Genomic DNA, 17865 nt, shown 5'->3' with positions numbered 1-17865 from the left:
GCAACCAACTCATCCATTTACCACGGTGTCTATAACAGGGCCGCCCCAAAAACTCCGGCGCTGTCACCCAGCTTTGGTTTCAAGAACTGTGTGTTTATCTCCCTGGAGTTGAACACATATTTTTTTGCCCGTTCAACGCCTTCGGTATAAAGCAGATCGACGTTGCCAACCCCGCCCCCGAGCACGATTGCATCCGGATCGAGGATGTTGATGATGACGGAAACGGCTCGTCCGAAGTATTCGAGCAGGCGATTGACGGTCTGACTGGCGAACAGGTCATTGCCCTCTGTATAGCGCTCCATAATCTCCTTCATGGTCCGCTCTTCGCCACTGATTTGCTGATAATACCGTTGCAGAGCCGGACCTGAAATGACCTGCTCATTGCAACCCCGTTTGCCGCAATAACACGGATGACCGTTCTCTTCCAGGATGTTATGTCCCCATTCGCCCCCGATACCCTGTAATCCATTCAAAACGAAAGGAACGCCGTCGCGACCCTTAATCACGACTCCTCCGCCAACGCCCGTGCCCATGATCACCCCGAATACCGTCTGGAAATTAGGAACCACATCCGGAACAATACCCATTGTCGACTCGGCCAGGGCAAAGCAATTGGCATCGTTGGCTACCGCGACCGGAACGCCGAGCAGACGAGCCAGATCCTGCTTCATGGGACGACCATTCAACACGGTCGTGTTGCAATTTTTCATGGTCTGCCGGGCCGGATCAAAGGTGCCGGGCGTACCGAAACCAATGCGCTCCGGAGACAACCCCGTTTCGGCTTTGAGCATATCGATGAGCCGAATGATCTGACCCATGATGTGGTCATACCCTCTGTGGGCTTCCGTATCGATGCGTTTGCGGATAATAACGGCGTCGGGCGAGGGGGCGCTCAAGATAACTCCTTCGATTTTGGTGCCGCCCAGGTCAATACCCCAGTAGTTCTGCATTTAAAATGTATGATTTCTGATTAACGAAAAGCGCGTATCGTCAAGCTGTAGCGATAAGCAAAACTACAATGCATCGGGAGGCTCAACATGAAGAATGGATTAGATAACACGAAATAGTGCTTGTTTTCCCTTTCTTTTTCGGAATTTCGCCACCCAAACGGATTTAGCACCAAAGCAACACCCATAAATCCAAAATCAAAAATCTATTATGCTTACCCCCGGACAAAAAGCGCCTGATTTCACGCTTTTCAACACAGAACGGAACGAAATATCGCTGTCGAGCTTTCACGGCAAGAATGTCGTTGTCCTGTTTTTTCCAATGGCTTTTACCAGCACCTGTACCGTTGAGCTGTGCGAAATGCGCGATAACATTGCCACCTACATGGGTCTGAATGCTGACATTGTCGCCATTTCGGTTGACTCACCGTTTACGTTAGCTAAGTTCAAAGAAGAACAGGCGCTTCCGTTTGATCTGCTGTCTGATTTTAACAAAGAAGCGTCACAGGCGTACGACACCTATTACGAAACGTTTGTTATGAATCTGAAGGGCGTCAGCAAACGGTCTGCCTTTGTCATTGATGGCGATGGCATTATCCAGTATGCTGAAGTGCTCGAAAGCGCGGGCGATGTGCCTGATTTTGCGGCTGTTCGGGAGACACTTGCTTCGCTGAACTAATCGATCGATAAACAGCACTAACTGATGGCCTGTGAGTGCAACATCGTGCATTCACAGGCCATTGATAGAAATATGGCCTGGTATCATAACTTTTTTTACGGATTACCGCAGGATGCCTGGAAAGCGGCCCAGACCGAGGAACAAACACAGCTTGATCTCGAATTGCTCGTTGAAACGCTGGAGTTTGGCCCGGACGACCGGGTGCTGGATATATTTTGCGGATACGGACGTCACGCGCTGCCGCTGGCCCGGATGGGTGCCCACGTCACGGGCGTGGACATTTCAGCAGAATATATCGACGAGCTTAATCGGGTCGCCAACGCGCAGAAACTGTCGCTGGAAGCGGTACAAGCCGATTTTCTGACTATGCCGATCGCAGAGCTGGCCCATGCTACGCCGTTTGATGCCGCCTATTGTTTGGGAAATAGCTTTAGTTTTTTTCCCAGACACGACATGCTGGCTTTGCTGACCCGAATTGCGAATGTACTGACGCCCGGCGGACGGTTTCTGGCGCATTCCGAAATGATCGCCGAATCAATACTGCCCGATTATCAAGAACGTAACTGGCAACCCGTCGGCGAGGCAGAACCGCCCATTCTTTTTCTGGTCGAAAACCAGTACGATCCACTCGAAAGCCGAATCGATTCGTATCTGACGTATGTGCGGGCGGGGGAAACCCAAACCCGGATGGCGCAACATTTTGTATACACACTGGCTGAGCTTTGCCATCTGTTCGTCGAGGCTGGATTCCGCGTGGTGGCCTGTTACGGTACGGTGGAAGGAGAGCCTTACTCGCTTGGTGATGAAGGCGTATGGCTACTAGCCGAACGAGTCTGATAACGACTCATTTGGTGTTGGCTCTACCGAAAATTACTGCCCAGGGATTTCATTTCCTTTCAGGTGGATAAATAAACGCTTTTTTTTATTTGTTAAAGAGAATATTTAACTTTTTCGAGAAATTGTAGCTTACTTTTAGCTTGTAAACGTATAAATACGTAGTTTTCAGTCCGTTTAACACTGTTAACTAAGGGCTGATCACCTATGGAAACAATCGAGCGCAAGCCACGTTCCCGCGAAAATACCCGCTCCGGGATTTTGGGAACTGCAAAAACCATTGCCCGTCGTGAAGGCTGGCAGGCGGTTTCGATCCGTAAGATCGCTGACGCCATTGAGTATAGTGCCCCCATCGTTTACGAATATTTCGACAGTAAAGACGTTCTACTGAACGAGATCCGGAACGAAGGATTCAGGTTCCTGCACCAGGAGTATGAACGCATCCTGAAATTATACCGTGACCCCGAAAAGCGACTCTACGAGATCTCGCTCATTCAATGGGAATTTGCCCAACAGCAGCCTGAAATTTATCAGGTTATGTACAATCTGGATGGGGCTTACTGCACGCTTCCCGTTGGCCAGTCGGACGCTATGAAGGAAGTAAGTGACACGGTTTGTGAAATTATCTTCTCCTTCATTCCCAAAGCAAAAGAAAGCATCCAGCGACTGTATTTCGAGTGGTGGTCTATCTCGCACGGCATGATTGTTCTGTCCATGTTTTTGAAAGATCAACAACCACTTGACAAGTCAGAGCAGATTTACCGGGAAGCCATGCGCCGGTTTGTTCGCGGATTGCGTTAATGACCAGTCTTCAGCTTCACCTTACACCCTATGCGTATTGCCATTATTGGAGCGACGGGTATGCTTGGTCAACCAGTTACGCATGAATTCATCAGGGCGGGTTTCTCGATACGGATCATTGCCCGTCCTGGCTTTAGAAACCGGAAACGACAATAGAGCAGTTTGCCGCCCGCTAATAGGCAGTGTCTATGGCGTCGATTGGGTCAATCTAGTGCAACGGCAGACTTTTAACTTTGCCCCCGGCTACATCATCGACGGTGTGCTGAATAACAAAGGCATTCGGATCGGTCAGCGTAATCATATTGCGTAACCGGCTCAGTTCAAGGCGGGTAAGTACCACGTATAGAACCGATTCTATGTCGTGGTGGCTGCCATGCTTTCCGTAGCCTTCCTCGCCTTTCAGGACAGTGACGCCCCAACCCCGCTCGATGATCTGGTCACGAATAGCCACATGGTGTTTGGAAATAATCAGAACGGCGGTATACTCCTCAATACCGTGGATAATGAAATCAATCGTTTTTGAAGCCGCGAAATAGGTGATCATGGAATAAAGCGCCGGACTAACACCCAGAAAGAAAGCGGCTGCACTGAAAATCAGTACATTGAGGACCAGGATGACATCGCTTACCTTAAACACGTGACTCGTTCGGCTGATGAGGAGAGCCGCAATCTCAGTGCCATCCAGTACTGCGCCCCCACGCATCGCCAGACCGATACCAGCACCAATAAAAAAACCACCAAAAACGGAAGTTAGCAACAAATCGGGCGTAACGTCCGGGTAAGGAATGAGCGCCAGGCTAAGCGAGAGTCCGGCAATGCCAAGCGTACTTTTGAAGGCAAACTGCCGGCCGAATTGTCGGTAACCTAATGCAATAAAAGGCAGGTTTATGACAAGCAGCCAGATCGGAAGGGGAATATTGAACAGCGAAGCCAGCAGCATCGAAACACCAGTGACTCCGCCGTCGATGAAATGGCTCGAAACCAGAAATCCTTTAATGCCCATACCGGCACTAAGAACCCCGGCTGTAATAAAAATTGTATCTCTAATAACGCGATAGGTGGAAGAGTGTTGAATCATAGTGTCACGGTGAATGGAGTAATGGAGGTGGTTCGCGCAAATGGGTCCTTAAATGATTCAGAAAGTTCCCGTTTACGCTTCATTGTCGCTAACTGCAAGTAAGCACAACGCTCTCAATACAACCCCTCAATCGACAAATATCGTTCACCCGTATCGTAACAGAATGTAAGGATTTTACTTCCTGGAGCCAGATCGGGCAATTTTTGAGCGATGGCCGCCAGTGAAGCTCCCGACGAGATACCAACAAAAATGCCCTCTTCTTTAGCCACCCGCTGCGCCCAGGCGAACGCATCTTCGCGGCTGACCTGAATGCTACCGTCAATGGCGTCGACGTGTAAATTGGCGGGAATGAAACCGGCACCAATGCCTTGGATGGGGTGAGGACCCGGTGCGCCCCCGCTGATCACGGGTGATGCTTCCGGCTCAACTGCGTAGACCTTCAGGTTTGGGAATGTTTCTTTCAACACTTCGGCAACGCCCGTAATGTGGCCGCCTGTGCCAACGCCGGTGATCAGGGCGTCGAACCCGTCAGGAAAGTCAGCCAGAATTTCTTGAGCGGTTGTTCGTTTGTGAATAGCGATATTGGCCGGATTCTCGAATTGTTGGGGCATCCATGCATCCGGTGTTGCATCGACTAATTCATGAGCGCGCGCAATGGCTCCTTTCATGCCCAGCTCGCGGGGTGTTAGGTCAAACTCGGCGCCGTATGCCGCCATAATCTTGCGTCGCTCAACGCTCATGGATTCGGGCATAACCAGAATCAGCTTATAGCCTTTCACGGCTGCAACCATCGCCAGCCCGATCCCCGTATTGCCGGATGTCGGTTCAACGATCGTACTGTCCGACGTCAGTATTCCCTTGGCTTCGGCGTCTTCGATCATCGCCAGTGCAATGCGATCTTTGATGCTTGCACCGGGATTAGCCCGCTCTAACTTCATCCAGACCTCGTAGCCCGGAAAAAGTTTGTTGAGCCGTACGTGGGGTGTCTGGCCGATCGTGTCTAAGATGGAGTTTGCTCTCATGGGTTCTTTTCGCTAAGCAAGTGAGTGGTATCAGAAGACTAAAGAAAATGGGCAACTAAGGCAAAAAGTGCGGTCACTCCCCTCAATTACCCACTTAGTTACTAACTGGTCGTCAATCAGATGACAAAATTGATCGGTTCGCCATCGTCAAGGGGCTTCAGCCGAACGTCGGTCTGGTGTTGATTGTAAACCAGTGAATACGGTTCAACGCTATTGGTCAGCCAGACGTTACCGCCAATGACGGAGTCATGACCGACAACGGTACGCCCACCCAGAATAGTGGCATTTGCGTAGATCACAACGTTGTTCTGAATGGTCGGATGCCGTTTTTTCTGCGCCATTGACTTGGCCACGTGCGTCGCGCCCAGGGTCACGCCCTGATAGACCTTAACGTTATCACCAATAATCGTCGTTTCGCCGATGACGACGCCCGTACCGTGATCGATGAAGAACGAACGGCCAATCTGCGCACCGGGGTGTATATCGATTCCCGTATGTCCGTGCGCATACTCGGTCAGCATGCGGGGCAGGAGCGGGACGTTCAACCGGAGCAGTTCATTGGCAATGCGATAGACCGCAATGGCGTAAAACCCCGGATATACGGCTACGACTTCTTCGATCCCAATCGCTGCGGGATCGTTGTCAACGATGGCATGTGCATCGAGCAGCAGGTTGTCATAAATCGCGGGTAATTGCTCGAAAAATTGATCCGTAATAACGTCAGGACTAGCTGGTAAGGTTGCCGACAAGGGCTGAAATAAATGAATGAGCTGCTGGTGGAGCTTCTGGTAGGTTTCCTCAATCTGCTGCGATGCCGACTGACAATCCTGAGTCACCGGAAACAGCAGCCGCATCAGCTGATCAATGAAGCGACCGGCCTCAGGCCGGGATGGGAGTTTGTAACGATACTGACTCCGCTGAGCCTGTAGGTGATCGAGGAAAGACGAATTAGCAACAATCATAAGAGTCCAGGCAAATGTCGATACGGATACGTTGGCGATACAAGGTGAGAAAAGTAGAATTATTGCCCCGTAATGAGGAAAGGCTACAGCAGCCTAAACGAGCGCCGATCGCTGATTACGTTCATAAACGAAGGTATTTTGTTACTATCACAACAAATTACGTACTGTAAAGTTCGTACGGCCAGTTTGGTGTTGATTTTGATCTGTAATCGTTTTACTCAACAACTATAGATGAACGGCCATGTTTACTAAGGCTATATACGTACTGACAGTTTCACTAGTCGCCACAGCCGGATTTTCCTGGTTCGTTGGTTCACTTTGTCAGCCAGACGAAACAAATGTCGCAGCAAACGCGATGAGCAATGTAGAAGAGGCTGGTATTTTGCCAACCTTCTTCACAACGGAAAAAAAGGCTCCTTCCGTACGCGCCGTCAACGCGTATCCAAAATTAACATTCGAGTCGCCCGTAGAGTACACGTATGCCAACGATGGCAGCAACCGTGTGTTTGTGGTCGAGCAGGAAGGGCGCATCAAGGTGTTCGAGAATAACACCAACGCCACCTCCGCCCAGACCTACCTGGACATTCGCAAAAATGTCGGCTACGGTGGTGAAATGGGCCTGTTGGGCCTGGCTTTTCACCCGAAATTCAACGAGAACGGTTTTTTCTTCGTCAATTACACCAAGAACAATCCCCGCGAAACAGTGGTCAGTCGGTTTAAGGCGTCTTCGACTGATGCCTCACAGGTCGATCCGAAATCCGAAGTTATCCTGTTCAAATTCAAGCAGCCCTATTCGAACCATAATGGCGGCAAAGTACTGTTCGGACCTGATGGTTATCTATACGTGTCGACGGGTGATGGCGGCAGTGGGGGCGATCCGCAAAACAATGGACAGGATCGAAGCAGCTGGCTCGGCAAAATACTGCGTATCGATGTAAACAGCACGCAGAAAGGAAATTACGGTATTCCTGACGATAACCCATTCACGGGCAACAAAGAAGGTTTGCGCGAAGAAATTTATGCGTATGGCCTACGTAATCCGTGGCGTTTGAGTTTCGATGAAAAAGGACAACTGTGGGCTGGCGATGTTGGTCAGAACGAACTCGAAGAGATTGATATTGTCACGAAAGGCGGCAACTACGGCTGGCGTATCAAAGAAGGTCGGGCCGATTACAATGACAAAAACAATCCAGCGCCTAAAGACCTGATCGCACCAATCTGGGAATACAGCCATCGCAACGGTGACGTATCCGTAACGGGCGGACTAGTCTATCGCGGTCAGCGAGTTCCCTCGTTGCGGGGTAAATACATCTACGCGGATTATGCCAGTGGACGCGTGTGGGCGCTGACACAGACCGGAAACAAGACGGCTACGAACCAGAATGTGGTGGAGCGAGCAGGTTCCATATCGGCTTTTGGGGAAGATAAGCAGCACGAATTGTATCTATGCGACCTGGGTGCGGGAAAAATCCTGAAGCTCATTAGCGAGTAAGACCAATTTATCTTTTCCACATGAACAGACCGGATTTTCAGGTAACTGGAATCCGGTCTGTTCATGTAATCCTGTCGAAGAAGGGGCAATAGCAATGGACATACTTTTTAATTTTGTCAATTGATTGTGTCGATTTGGTTACGTACATTGGCCTGCACTTGCCACCGTACCTGCCATCATGATCAATCGTTTCCAGTCGCTCATCCGCGATTACTTCGGCTTTTCCCACCGCGAGTCGAGGGGATTCATCGTCCTGCTCATTCTCACCCTGCTCTGTCTGAGCATTCCGTTTTTGTACCGGTATATCAACAGTCGAAAATCGGCGGATACCGCAGCTACATCAGCTGCCGATCAGCGCAAACTCGATAGCCTGGTGGCGCTTATGAAAGCGGAGGAAGCCAGACAGCCCGCCTTCGGTAGTACACCCGAGAAAGACAAAACCACGGCTGAGCGATTTACGGAACCCAAACTGTTCGCGTTCGATCCGAATACGGTCAGTATCGTCGGCTGGCAGCAGTTGGGTTTGCCACGCTGGCTGGCCGAACGGATTGACAAATACAGAAGCAAAGGCGGGAAATTTCGAAAGAAAGAAGATCTGCTCCGGATATACGATTTTCCGCCTGATTTATACGAACAACTGGAGCCATACGTGAAACTCGCGGATCGTCCATCGTCGGAAAAATTTTCGACAGATCGGACAAGCGAGTCCGTTGTCGCCGGGAAGCCATACCCGTCTGATGGGTACAAGGCGAGTAATCGTCCTGCCTTTGCCGAACGACCGGCAAAACCCGCAGTGCAGCCGTTTGATATCAACACCGCCGACACGACTCAATTGATTGCGTTGAAAGGCATCGGCTCCAAACTGGCCGGTCGAATTATCAAGTTCAGGGACGCACTCGGCGGATTCGTTGCGCCCGAACAGTTCCGGGATATCTACGGCCTCGATTCGCTGGCGCTGGAGGAGTTGCAGAAATTCGGTAAGATTCAGTCCACCCCGCGTCGGATTCCGATTAATACCGCCAGTGCCGAGGAACTGGACCGGCACCCTTTTTTAACCCGTCGGCAGGCTGAAGTCATTGTCCGATACCGGGAGCAGCACGGGGCCTACTCATCAGCGGAGTCACTGAAGCCGATCCGGATTCTGGATGCGAAGACAATTGAGAAAATTACGCCGTACATCGAGTTTTGGCTGATCGATGCCTGGCCAACATAACGCGTAGCTACAAATTGGCTGGGCCAAGCGACAGCCCGGCCCAGCCAAAAAGTCAATTAAAAGTTAGGCTTCAGCAAATACTTGCTGTAAAAATCATCGATTGCTTTGACGGCTTCGGTCGGTGTATCGACAAGACTAACCAGCTTCATATCTTCTGGGTTGATGTTATGCTCCTGACCCAGCATCACCTCCTGAATCCAGTCGAGCAAGCCGGTCCAGAACGCCCGTCCAACCAATACAATCGGGAAACGGGCAATTTTGCGGGTCTGGATCAGGGTCATCGCTTCGAATAGCTCATCGAGCGTACCCATGCCACCGGGCATCACCACAAACCCCTGAGCGTATTTGACGAACATCACTTTCCGGACAAAGAAAAAATCGAAGTTGATGCTCTTGTCGGGATCGATGTAAATATTGCTGTGTTGCTCGAAGGGTAGTCTGATATTTAGGCCAACCGATTTTCCGCCTTCTTCAAACGCGCCTTTGTTGCCCGCTTCCATAATGCCGGGACCACCACCCGTAATGACGCCATAGCCATGACGAACCAGTTTGGCCGCAATTTCTTCCGTCATTTTGTAGTATGGATTGTCGGGCTTGGTACGGGCCGAGCCAAAAATGGACACACAGGGGCCAATTTTAGCCAGTTTATCGAAGCCTTCCACAAACTCCGCCATGACCTTAAAGATGACCCATGAATCGGCTACCTTAATTTCACTCCAGTTTCGATCCTGAAACGCTTCTTTGATACGTAGTTCGTCGGGGGTAAGAAGTAACTCGTCGCGCTTGGGTAAATCCTGCGTAATGCGTTCGGTGCTCTGCGTTTCAGAGCGGTGAACATTTTCCTTTGTCTCTTCCATCAATGTAAAAAAAGGCAGTGGGCGCGAAACGTACTCACTTGGTTTATAAACAAATTAGCCACCCTGTACGTGCATTAAAAGGCGAGACATAACGAAATGAATCGAATTTTTTATTCGGGCGGAGTCAAATAACGAATAATTTTGTCAAAACGTTTCGTTTGGATGGCGTTAAATGGATCATGGCGATCAATTACTGATCGAACGATTAATTAACGACTAGTTACCCCACTGTTCTATCTGTCTATTTACCTTAAATCATTATGCCTGAACGCATTGCTATCGGCGCCGACCACGCCGGATTTACCTACAAAGAAGCGATTAAAGTATGGCTTGAAGATCGCAATTACACCGTAACCGATTTCGGAACGTACTCCAGTGACTCGGCAGATTATGCTGATTTTGCCCATCCCGTTGCATTAGCCGTCGAAAAGGGGCAGGCCCGGTGTGGGATTCTGGTTTGTGGCAGCGGGCAGGGCGTCGCGATGACGGCGAACAAGCACCAGGCGGTGCGGGCGGCTTTGGTCTGGCAACCCGCCATTGCCGAGTTGACCCGGCAACATAACGATGCCAATGTGCTGTGCCTGCCTGAACGCTTTATTTCACTGGCAGATGCCATTCAGGCCGTTCAACTGTTTCTTAACACCGAGTTCGAAGGAGGTCGCCACCAACAACGGGTCGGAAAGATTTCCTGCTAAGCTGAAAACAGACATGCCGTATCTTCAGGATACGGCATGTCTTGGCTGAGATAAATCCGGCGTGTTTACTTTAACCAAAAAGTGAGCGTCTGCCCGTGGTTTTGTGTGCTTTTCAGCCATGCCGTATCCTCGAGATACGGCATGGCTCTGGTATAGCAAGAGTGGAAGACCCACCAGTCAAAGTTTTCGGCGGCTTTCGAGGAAGGCTTCAATACGATCAAGGGCTACCGTCAATTCGTCCACAGTGGGTAGGCACACAATACGGAAGTGATCTTTGTCCGGAAAGTTAAAGCCGGTTCCAGCTACGACCAGTACTTTTTGTTCGGTCAATAAATCGTAGACGAATGCCTCGTCGTTGGCAATATTAAACTGGCTTAGATCGAGTTTCGGGAAAATGTACAACGCGCCCTTTGGCTTCACGCACGACACGCCCGGAATCGCCGTCATGCGGTCATACGCGAGCATCATCTGCTTGTAAAGTCGCCCGGCAGGAATAACTAAATCCTTGATACTCTGATAACCACCAAGTGCTGTCTGGATCGCATATTGTGTCGGCACATTAGCGCACAGCCGCATACTGGCCAGCAGCGTAAGTCCTTCGATATACGATTTAGCCCGGTGCCGTGCCCCGCTCATAATCATCCAGCCACCCCGGAACCCAGCGGCCCGGTAGTTTTTCGATAAGCCACCCATGGTGATGCAGAGGGTATCGTTGACCATTTTGGCGATCGGGTAATGAATGGTTCCGTCATATAAAATCCGGTCGTAAATCTCGTCGGAGAAGACGATCAGTTTATGCCGCTCGGCGATGCGGGCAATTCCTTCCAGTACCGATTTGTCGTAAACGGCGCCCGTCGGATTGTTCGGATTGATGACAACGATAGCCCGCGTGCGGGGCGTAATTTTGCCTTCAAGATCGGCCAGATCGGGGTTCCAGCCAGCCGCTTCGTCACAGACGTAATGCACGGGTTTTCCACCACAAAAGGCCACCGAGGCCGTCCAGAGCGGGTAATCGGGTGTCGGGATCAGGACCTCGTCGCCCTCGTTGAGCAGCGCCTGCATCGACAGCATGATCAACTCGCTGACACCATTACCAATGTAAATGTCGTTGATCGTGATACCTGGCAGACCGATATTTTGGGTATAGTGCATCACCGCTTTGCGGGCGGCAAACAACCCACGCGAGTCGGAGTACCCCTGCGCATTGCGAATATTGAGGATGATATCGTGAACGATCTCGTCAGGGGCGTCAAAACCGAACGTGGCCGGGTTGCCAATATTCAGACTAATGATTTTATAGCCCTGACTTTCAAGCTCAAGCGATTTCTCGTAAACCGGCCCCCTGATGTCGTATTTTAAATGCGTAAGCCGATCACTCTTCAATATTTCATCCATCCTGCAAAACTACAAGGCGATCATCCCAAAATCAACTAAAGTCGATGCGGTGCCGCCCGAACTTGTTGTTGAGTTGAGCCAGTGAACAGCGATTAGTACCGTTTTCTGTAGAAGAATTCGAGGGAGTAGCTAACCGTTTCGGTTACGCGCGTAGTCGGGTTAGTTACGCTCCCGGACGTCTGACGCGGACCGGTCGAGATCTCACCGTTCGCTGAAACGTACTTGAGTATGTAAGGCGCCGGAACCTGGCTGGATGAGGTTAGCGGCCTCATAATCAGTACAGAATCGCGAAGTGACCACATGCCCTCTTCGGTACCTTTTGCGTTGCCGTTCGAGGACGAATAGCTCTCCGAATACGTAGAATCAATTCGGAAGGTGTAGGTGTCCGTGCCGAGATTACTATTGATCGTGCCGTTCAGTGTGGAGTACGATGCCGGTAGGTTCGAGACGACGTATCGGTTAATGTCCCATTGGCCAACGATAGGTCCCGAAGCGACAGGAACCTCGCTTTCTTTGGAGCAGGCACTGATAAAGCCGATAAAAAATAAACCGAAGAAGATAAATAGCAACTGTTGTTTCACGAAGAGTAGGTTTAAGCTACGTAAAGTGAGCCGGAATGACGGACAAGATTACAAAAAAGCATAGAACGCATCACTAAAAAGCACATCGTATCGATACACTATTCATTCTAAGCGGACAGGATGTCCACGTTACGAAAAACCGGCTACTTTTTTACAATGCTCTTATTTAAACGTAATAGCCCGCCCTTCCTGGGGTACTAAAAACCGACTTTCGGGAATAGTTTTTTCGCGAAGGGATTTTCGCAGATCATCGGCGGGTTCAAACAACCCATCGTCGCCCTGCTGAAACGTGCCGAAGTGAATACCCACAGCCCGTTCCGCCTTCGTATCCAAAAACGCCTGCACAGCACCCGCTGGTGATACGTGGACTGGTGCCATAAACCATTCGGGCCGATACGAACCAATGGGCAACAGCGCCAGTTTGATCGGCCCCGTTGGACTACGGGCCGCCTGTTCGGCAATGCGTTTGAAATGAGGACCGTAGCCGCTGTCGCCACAGAAATAGATCGTGCCAAAACGCGTATGGAGCAGATAGCCGCACCAGAGCGTTTCGTCCCGGTCGCCCATGCCCCGATTACTGAAATGTTGCGCCTGTGTGCAGGTCATCAGCAGCTTGTCATTGACCCGTAGCGTATCGTTCCAGTCGACTTCGCGGCTTGTTCGACCACCGACCGATTTGGGAAGGTGGGATACGCCAAGTGGTGTGATGAACAGCGGATTATACGCTTTAACGAGTTTTTTGAGCGTGGGAAGGTCGAGGTGATCGTAGTGATTATGGCTCAATAACACTACATCGATAGGCGGTAGGTCCTCAAAGCGCAAACCCGGTGGACGCTTGCGTTTGACGCCCAGCCACGACGTTGGGCCCACGCGCTTCGACCAGACCGGATCCGTCAGAATATTTAGTCCGTTCGTTTGGAGGAGAAACGTTGAATGGTTCACGAACGTAACCACCAGGCTATCGCCCTCAACGCGCGTGGCTGGTCGGGGACCGACAAAGGCATCGGGCTGATCGGGCCACGGTCCTTTGTCCCGGTTAAACAGCCACTTCAGTAGCCCACCCGATGTTCGTTCGGGCATAGCGGGGTTGAAAAACTTTTTACCGGTAAAGTGATCCGTTACCGGGCCTTTGTAGCGCGGTGCACAGGCCGTTATCGTCAACGTAAGCCAACCGGCAAGCATTAAGTGTGATCTAGTCATTCGAAATTAAAACAGAGACAATTGTCCGGTACCACCCCGCTCATGTTCGAGCAGCCACTGTTTGCGCCAGAGCCCACCCGCATAGCCCGTCAGCGACCCATCGGACCCAATGATGCGGTGGCAAGGCACAACGATCCAGAGTGGATTTTTGCCGTTGGCAGCGGCTACCGCCCGAATCGCTTTCTCGTCGCCAATGCGCCGGGTCAGGGCCAGATACGAACGTGTTGTACCAAAGGGTACATCGAGCAAGGCTTTCCAGACAGTCTGCTGGAACGTAGTGCCAACCGGATTTATCAGAAAATCAAACGTTTGGCGCGTTCCGGCAAAGTATTCCGTTAGTTGCAGAACTGCCTGTTCAACGGGTTCGGGTAAATAGACTGGCGCAGGTTCATCGGCTGTGATGTCCATGCAGGCTATAGCCGTAACGCCGGCATCATCGCCCGTAACACGAACCAGGCCGAGCGGAGAGTCAAACGTGGTTGTGGTCATACAGAATGAATTCAGACCGCTAGATTTTCGTAGTCAATTTCCTCTGGTCGGGCAACGGCGCACGCCTGGACACCATCAACTTTTGGATGATTGTTGACGGCATCACGGAAAGCTTTATCAATGATGATGGCTATTTTCCGATTGGATAAAAGAATGGCTTTCAAATGCCAGTAATCCTTGTTCAGTTTCAGACATTTTTCGTCAAGGCGTTTAGGGAATGTCAGGGCCTTCATTTCCTCCGTAGATATTTTAACTAACCGACCGTCAATCGTCAACTGATTAATGATTGAAATAATACTCTGCCCAAAATTTCCCTGATTACTGGCGTGATACTCCAAAAGTAGTTTTTGGGTAAGCACCAGATGACCTTCCGTAAATAGCCACTTCATTAATTTTTGATATTCGGGGTCGGCTGGATTCTTAAAATTCTTGGCAACGTTATTATCAACGAATAAATCTTTTATCATCCTAAAGCATTCATTGCGATATTCATTACATCAATTCCATACGTGTCGAAGAAGCCCTGTGGTGCACCTTTGATCTGACCATCGGTGGTAAACTCCACATCATGAACTGTACTTTTTACACCGTCATTCTCAAAATAAAGTACTCGTACATCTTCCGGTTTCAATTCGCCTGTGACTAACAAAAGTCGAATACGATTGAGCAAATATTCACTATGAGTTTCAACGATATACTGTTTTTCAGTTGACTTGATTTGATTGGCTAAGTAATCGCCAAATTGGGCTTGTATCTTTGGATGGAGGTGAATTTCGGGTTGGGAAATAGCAAGGCAGGATTTATTTGATAGCTGAAGATCAGCGACAATAATTGGTAAGAATTGGCTAATGCCAAACCCGACATCAGTTAGGGAAGCAAAACGAGAATTTACAGATGTTTTTACGTTCAAATCAAATCGGCCACCTTTAAACTTGGTTGACTGTATTTCCGTGAAAAGCTCTATTTGGCTCATTATTCCATTTAAAGCTTCCAACTTTAAATGTTCTGTTTCTTCCCATTCAATAATTTGGTCAATGTATCCACTCCCATCAGTATCTACTTTCTGTTGAGCTTTTGATTTTTGATAGTAAGTTCTTTCTGGTGGCTGCCTGAAAGAACCTAAATAATTAAAATCTTTTTCAAAATCATCCGGCACGAAAGACGGATCTAGATCATATATATTCCTTGGTAAATTATTGGAGCTATTGCGGTACCATCTTGTATCAAAGACGGCATCGTCTCCTGTGAATTCGATAAAAATATCGAAAGCTCTGTTTGCTTGATTTTGATAAACCATTTCCTCGAAACTCCCCATGTTTACATATTTGCCATTAGGTGACAAGTAAAAGGGAAATTGTTCTGTTTGCAATACGGCCAATATGGCGTTGATCAGCGAACTCTTTCCGCTACTATTTGCACCCGTCAGTAGCGTAATCGGGGCAAATTTTACGTCGAGTTCTTCGAAGCACTTAAAATTCTTTAGGGCGAGTGAGTTGATCAGCATATGTGTTTATTGGCAAAGCTACTGCCGAAAGTTAGCCAATTTCGGGGATTTTCAGCGTAAACCCTATCTTTGCGGTCTCAGTAACTGACTATGACAGAAGTGAAAGTTTCTCCGGCGACCTCTTTACAGGATATTATCGCCCATGCCAAAGAATATGGCTTCGTATTTCCGTCTTCCGAAATCTACGATGGCCTCCAAGCCGTGTATGACTATGGTCAAAATGGCGTCGAACTGAAAAATAATCTCAAATCAGTGTGGTGGAAGGCAATGACGCAACTCCACGACAATGTGGTGGGCATCGATGCGTCGATCTTCATGCATCCACTCACCTGGAAAGCATCGGGGCACGTTGATTCGTTCAATGATCCCATGATCGACAACCGCGATTCGAAAAAACGCTACCGCGCCGATCAGCTCATTGAGCTTAAAGCCGAAGCTTACGAAACCGGTGGTGACGAAGAGCGGGGCAAAGCGCTGCGCGAAGAACTGGCTCGTCTGTTAGGAAACGAAGACCTGGATGGCGTTCGAAACCTGATCATTGCAGAAGGTATCAAAGATCCCATTTCGGGAACCGACAACTGGACCGAGGTGCGGCAGTTTAACCTGATGTTTTCAACGCAGGTCGGCTCACTGGCCGAAGACGCCAGTCTGATCTACCTGCGCCCCGAAACGGCACAGGGTATTTTTGTGAACTTCCTGAATGTGCAGAAAACGGGTCGGATGAAGATTCCGTTCGGAATTGCGCAGATCGGTAAGGCGTTCCGGAATGAAATCGTCGCTCGCCAGTTTACCTTCCGCATGCGCGAATTCGAACAGATGGAAATGCAGTTCTTCGTTCGGCCCGGCACCGAGATGGAGTGGTACGAACGCTGGCGTGATGCGCGTCTGAACTTTCACAAGGCGCTGGGCCTTCCGGCGGAGAAGCTCAAATTTCATATTCACGAGAAACTGGCGCATTATGCCAATGCCGCCGTGGATATCGAGTATCAGTTTCCGTTTGGTTTCCGGGAAATGGAAGGTATTCACTCCCGCACTGATTTCGACTTGAAATCGCACCAGGAGCTGAGCCGTAAAAAGCAGCAGTATTTCGATAACGACGTTGATCCGGCCACCGGCAAACCGTTCGGCAATTACATTCCCTACGTCGTTGAGACATCCGTTGGTGCTGACCGGTTGTTTCTGGCCGTTTTCTGCAACGCGTTCACGAAAGAAACAGTCGGCGAGGGTGATGACCAGAAAGAACGTACCTATCTGAAACTGCACCCGGCACTGGCCCCGATCAAAGTCGCGGTGTTCCCGCTTGTTCGTAAAGATGGTCTGCCCGAAAAAGCGCAGGAAATCGTAAAAAGTTTACGATCGGAGTTCCGGGTTGTCTACGAAGAACGGGATGCTATCGGTAAACGCTACACACGGCAGGATCTGATCGGGACGCCGTTCTGCGTTGCCGTCGATTATCAGTCGCTGGAGGACAATACGGTCACGATCCGTTACCGCGACACGACCGAACAAATCCGGGTGCCAATCAGCGAACTGAAAGCCCGCATCGGACAAGACGTATCAATCGAGCGAATTCTGGAGAAGATGTAACTCGTTGATCCGGTTGATCAGCTTCACCCAAAAAGCAGCGGGCCTAAACGTAGTTTAGGCCCGCTGCTTTTTGGGTGTGTCGTGTTGCAAGAAGCGAAAAGCCGCTTTATTAGTTTAAGTGTGGCATATTATTGACCAACTGCCGCCGAACTGTGCTCCAGCGCCGACGTGACACGGGTAATACATCGCCAGTTGTTAAATGGACAAGTCCGCCTGTGTCTGTACGCTCCAGCCTTTCAACGTATCGGCGATTCACAACGCAGTTGCGATGTAGCCGGATAAACCATTCGGTCGGTAGTTTAGGCATGTAATATTTGAGCGTGCGCGGCATCAGCATCCGGCGACCATCCATCCAGTTCAGCCAGCTGTAGTTAGCGACTGCCTGCATGAAAACCAGATCAGAAACTGGAAATGACTGGCGCCCAGTTTCCCGTAAATATAATTTCAGAGGAGGCCACTCTACAGGTGTGGTACGGGCCGAAGCTACGACAGAGGATACGTAGGTCATAAGACTCATTTTTGATTTTAA

At 49.9% G+C, this 17865-nt stretch carries 20 protein-coding genes; 8 read left to right on the top strand and 12 right to left on the bottom strand.

What is annotated here, in order from left to right; translation table 11 throughout:
- Positions 1 to 29: 29 nt before the first annotated feature.
- A complete protein-coding gene (locus GK091_RS14735) occupies positions 30 to 950 on the bottom strand; it encodes an ROK family protein (RefSeq protein ID WP_164039602.1) in 921 nt (306 codons plus the stop codon).
- 208 nt (positions 951 to 1158) lie between these two features.
- Here GK091_RS14735 and GK091_RS14730 point away from each other — a divergent pair, with 208 nt between their 5' ends.
- The 4 genes from GK091_RS14730 (at position 1159) to GK091_RS14715 (ending at position 3417) form a co-directional block, all read left to right on the top strand.
- Complete coding sequence (locus tag GK091_RS14730; RefSeq protein ID WP_164039599.1) at positions 1159 to 1626, top strand: redoxin domain-containing protein; 468 nt, start codon at positions 1159 to 1161, stop codon at positions 1624 to 1626.
- Positions 1627 to 1698: 72 nt separating this feature from the next.
- The gene (locus GK091_RS14725) at positions 1699 to 2463 is read left to right on the top strand and encodes an SAM-dependent methyltransferase (protein ID WP_164040817.1); all 765 of its coding nucleotides are present in this window, start codon (positions 1699 to 1701) and stop codon (positions 2461 to 2463) included.
- Between the two features lie 204 nt (positions 2464 to 2667).
- Entirely contained in the window at positions 2668 to 3261 is a 594-nt protein-coding gene (locus GK091_RS14720) for a TetR/AcrR family transcriptional regulator (RefSeq protein WP_164039596.1), read from the top strand.
- Between the two features lie 30 nt (positions 3262 to 3291).
- Positions 3292 to 3417: an NmrA family NAD(P)-binding protein gene (locus GK091_RS14715; protein WP_212592962.1), complete on the top strand. Its 126-nt coding sequence runs from the start codon at positions 3292 to 3294 to the stop codon at positions 3415 to 3417.
- A gap of 52 nt (positions 3418 to 3469) precedes the next feature.
- Here the strand turns inward: GK091_RS14715 and GK091_RS14710 are convergent, their stop codons facing one another.
- The 3 genes from GK091_RS14710 to GK091_RS14700 form a co-directional block, all read right to left on the bottom strand.
- Complete coding sequence (locus GK091_RS14710; protein WP_164039593.1) at positions 3470 to 4339, bottom strand: YitT family protein; 870 nt, start codon at positions 4337 to 4339, stop codon at positions 3470 to 3472.
- 113 nt (positions 4340 to 4452) lie between these two features.
- Positions 4453 to 5361, bottom strand: a complete 909-nt coding sequence (cysK, locus tag GK091_RS14705) for a cysteine synthase A (RefSeq protein ID WP_164039588.1) — start codon at positions 5359 to 5361, stop codon at positions 4453 to 4455.
- Positions 5362 to 5477: 116 nt separating this feature from the next.
- Entirely contained in the window at positions 5478 to 6323 is an 846-nt protein-coding gene (locus GK091_RS14700) for a serine O-acetyltransferase (protein ID WP_164039585.1), read from the bottom strand.
- A gap of 355 nt (positions 6324 to 6678) precedes the next feature.
- Here GK091_RS14700 and GK091_RS14695 point away from each other — a divergent pair, with 355 nt between their 5' ends.
- Positions 6679 to 7815, top strand: a complete 1137-nt coding sequence (locus GK091_RS14695) for a PQQ-dependent sugar dehydrogenase (protein WP_394351868.1) — start codon at positions 6679 to 6681, stop codon at positions 7813 to 7815.
- A 178-nt stretch (positions 7816 to 7993) separates the two neighbouring features.
- On the top strand, positions 7994 to 9028 hold the full coding sequence (locus tag GK091_RS14690) for a helix-hairpin-helix domain-containing protein (protein ID WP_164039577.1): 1035 nt from the start codon (positions 7994 to 7996) through the stop codon (positions 9026 to 9028).
- 56 nt (positions 9029 to 9084) lie between these two features.
- Here GK091_RS14690 and GK091_RS14685 read toward each other — a convergent pair whose 3' ends face one another.
- Entirely contained in the window at positions 9085 to 9885 is an 801-nt protein-coding gene (locus tag GK091_RS14685; RefSeq protein WP_164039572.1) for an LOG family protein, read from the bottom strand.
- Between the two features lie 260 nt (positions 9886 to 10145).
- On the opposite strand from GK091_RS14685, the gene rpiB reads away from it, so the two are divergent.
- Positions 10146 to 10580, top strand: a complete 435-nt coding sequence (gene rpiB / locus GK091_RS14680; protein ID WP_164039569.1) for a ribose 5-phosphate isomerase B — start codon at positions 10146 to 10148, stop codon at positions 10578 to 10580.
- Between the two features lie 177 nt (positions 10581 to 10757).
- Here the strand turns inward: rpiB and GK091_RS14675 are convergent, their stop codons facing one another.
- The 6 genes from GK091_RS14675 to GK091_RS14650 form a co-directional block, all read right to left on the bottom strand.
- Positions 10758 to 11975: a pyridoxal phosphate-dependent aminotransferase gene (locus GK091_RS14675; RefSeq protein WP_164039567.1), complete on the bottom strand. Its 1218-nt coding sequence runs from the start codon at positions 11973 to 11975 to the stop codon at positions 10758 to 10760.
- A gap of 92 nt (positions 11976 to 12067) precedes the next feature.
- The gene (locus GK091_RS14670) at positions 12068 to 12556 is read right to left on the bottom strand and encodes a hypothetical protein (protein WP_164039564.1); all 489 of its coding nucleotides are present in this window, start codon (positions 12554 to 12556) and stop codon (positions 12068 to 12070) included.
- Positions 12557 to 12718: 162 nt separating this feature from the next.
- Positions 12719 to 13756: an MBL fold metallo-hydrolase gene (locus GK091_RS14665; RefSeq protein ID WP_164039561.1), complete on the bottom strand. Its 1038-nt coding sequence runs from the start codon at positions 13754 to 13756 to the stop codon at positions 12719 to 12721.
- Between the two features lie 6 nt (positions 13757 to 13762).
- Positions 13763 to 14245, bottom strand: coding sequence for a methylated-DNA--[protein]-cysteine S-methyltransferase (locus GK091_RS14660; protein WP_164039559.1), 483 nt, complete (start codon positions 14243 to 14245; stop codon positions 13763 to 13765).
- Between the two features lie 11 nt (positions 14246 to 14256).
- Positions 14257 to 14712 carry a hypothetical protein gene (locus tag GK091_RS14655; protein WP_164039556.1) on the bottom strand — a complete coding sequence of 152 codons (456 nt, stop codon included), beginning with the start codon at positions 14710 to 14712 and terminating at the stop codon, positions 14257 to 14259.
- Entirely contained in the window at positions 14709 to 15749 is a 1041-nt protein-coding gene (locus tag GK091_RS14650; RefSeq protein WP_164039553.1) for an AAA family ATPase, read from the bottom strand. The genes GK091_RS14655 and GK091_RS14650 overlap by 4 nt, the downstream gene beginning before the upstream one ends.
- A 90-nt stretch (positions 15750 to 15839) precedes the next feature.
- Here GK091_RS14650 and GK091_RS14645 point away from each other — a divergent pair, with 90 nt between their 5' ends.
- Complete coding sequence (locus GK091_RS14645; RefSeq protein WP_170312655.1) at positions 15840 to 17336, top strand: glycine--tRNA ligase; 1497 nt, start codon at positions 15840 to 15842, stop codon at positions 17334 to 17336.
- Positions 17337 to 17445: 109 nt separating this feature from the next.
- Here the strand turns inward: GK091_RS14645 and GK091_RS14640 are convergent, their stop codons facing one another.
- Complete coding sequence (locus GK091_RS14640) at positions 17446 to 17844, bottom strand: LytR/AlgR family response regulator transcription factor (RefSeq protein WP_164039550.1); 399 nt, start codon at positions 17842 to 17844, stop codon at positions 17446 to 17448.
- Between the last annotated feature and the right edge of the window lie 21 nt (positions 17845 to 17865).

This window comes from Spirosoma agri, from assembly GCF_010747415.1.
GTDB classification, from domain to species: domain Bacteria; phylum Bacteroidota; class Bacteroidia; order Cytophagales; family Spirosomataceae; genus Spirosoma; species Spirosoma agri.
Note: the sequence above shows the minus strand (reverse complement) of the source record. Positions and strands in the feature narration are given on the sequence as shown.

Coding starts and splice junctions, on each gene's coding strand:
- GK091_RS14700 (WP_164039585.1), bottom strand. CDS start 6,323: ATGATTGTTGCTAATTCGTCTTTCCTCGATCACCTACAGGCTCAGCGG.
- GK091_RS14725 (WP_164040817.1), top strand. CDS start 1,699: ATGGCCTGGTATCATAACTTTTTTTACGGATTACCGCAGGATGCCTGG.
- GK091_RS14735 (WP_164039602.1), bottom strand. CDS start 950: ATGCAGAACTACTGGGGTATTGACCTGGGCGGCACCAAAATCGAAGGA.
- GK091_RS14640 (WP_164039550.1), bottom strand. CDS start 17,844: ATGACCTACGTATCCTCTGTCGTAGCTTCGGCCCGTACCACACCTGTA.
- GK091_RS14660 (WP_164039559.1), bottom strand. CDS start 14,245: ATGACCACAACCACGTTTGACTCTCCGCTCGGCCTGGTTCGTGTTACG.
- GK091_RS14645 (WP_170312655.1), top strand. CDS start 15,840: ATGACAGAAGTGAAAGTTTCTCCGGCGACCTCTTTACAGGATATTATC.
- GK091_RS14650 (WP_164039553.1), bottom strand. CDS start 15,749: ATGCTGATCAACTCACTCGCCCTAAAGAATTTTAAGTGCTTCGAAGAA.
- GK091_RS14715 (WP_212592962.1), top strand. CDS start 3,292: ATGCGTATTGCCATTATTGGAGCGACGGGTATGCTTGGTCAACCAGTT.
- GK091_RS14710 (WP_164039593.1), bottom strand. CDS start 4,339: ATGATTCAACACTCTTCCACCTATCGCGTTATTAGAGATACAATTTTT.
- rpiB (WP_164039569.1), top strand. CDS start 10,146: ATGCCTGAACGCATTGCTATCGGCGCCGACCACGCCGGATTTACCTAC.
- cysK (WP_164039588.1), bottom strand. CDS start 5,361: ATGAGAGCAAACTCCATCTTAGACACGATCGGCCAGACACCCCACGTA.
- GK091_RS14695 (WP_394351868.1), top strand. CDS start 6,679: ATGAGCAATGTAGAAGAGGCTGGTATTTTGCCAACCTTCTTCACAACG.
- GK091_RS14675 (WP_164039567.1), bottom strand. CDS start 11,975: ATGGATGAAATATTGAAGAGTGATCGGCTTACGCATTTAAAATACGAC.
- GK091_RS14665 (WP_164039561.1), bottom strand. CDS start 13,756: ATGACTAGATCACACTTAATGCTTGCCGGTTGGCTTACGTTGACGATA.
- GK091_RS14655 (WP_164039556.1), bottom strand. CDS start 14,712: ATGATAAAAGATTTATTCGTTGATAATAACGTTGCCAAGAATTTTAAG.
- GK091_RS14720 (WP_164039596.1), top strand. CDS start 2,668: ATGGAAACAATCGAGCGCAAGCCACGTTCCCGCGAAAATACCCGCTCC.
- GK091_RS14685 (WP_164039572.1), bottom strand. CDS start 9,885: ATGGAAGAGACAAAGGAAAATGTTCACCGCTCTGAAACGCAGAGCACC.
- GK091_RS14690 (WP_164039577.1), top strand. CDS start 7,994: ATGATCAATCGTTTCCAGTCGCTCATCCGCGATTACTTCGGCTTTTCC.
- GK091_RS14730 (WP_164039599.1), top strand. CDS start 1,159: ATGCTTACCCCCGGACAAAAAGCGCCTGATTTCACGCTTTTCAACACA.